The following is a 455-nucleotide window of genomic DNA, read 5'->3' as shown; positions in this document are numbered from 1 at the left end:
TAAGTTGGATAGTATGACTTTAGTTCTTGCTTCAAGCGATTTACTGCATTTTCATATTTCCATTTGCTGTCACAAGAAATAACTAGCGTATAAACTTTATTTGGTTGCAACACTCGCTTCACTTGATCTCGAAGCAATGTCCAAGCATACCGTGTTTGAATCCGTTGAACCATCTTAACTGCTTGATCTTTGGATACATTATCGATTGCAATTCCGTTTTTCTTTCCAGTAGGCTGCGGTGTTGGATTAGGATTTGCTGCATTACCACCTTGACTTTTTAAACGATAAGCATAGAAATAAGGACATCCGGCCATTACCCAACGTTGATCATGATTTGAAATGATTGTAGTCATCTTCCAACCCGTACATTCAATCCAATTTTGATTATCTAGTGCTACACCAGTATGACCGCCTGCTCCTGCAGAATAACCCTTTTTCCCCCAAATAATTACATC

1 protein-coding gene is annotated in these 455 nt (G+C 38.7%); it reads right to left on the bottom strand.

What is annotated here, in order from left to right; translation table 11 throughout:
- The coding region (locus RV13_RS20595; RefSeq protein ID WP_282957011.1) for a peptidoglycan amidohydrolase family protein at positions 1–455 on the bottom strand (455 nt) is incomplete at both ends.

Origin of the sequence: Enterococcus raffinosus (genome assembly GCF_001886185.1) — a bacterium.
In the GTDB taxonomy this organism is placed as follows: Bacteria; Bacillota; Bacilli; order Lactobacillales; family Enterococcaceae; genus Enterococcus_A; species Enterococcus_A raffinosus.
The sequence above is the reverse complement of the archived record's forward strand: the minus strand, read 5'-3'. Positions and strand labels throughout refer to the sequence as shown.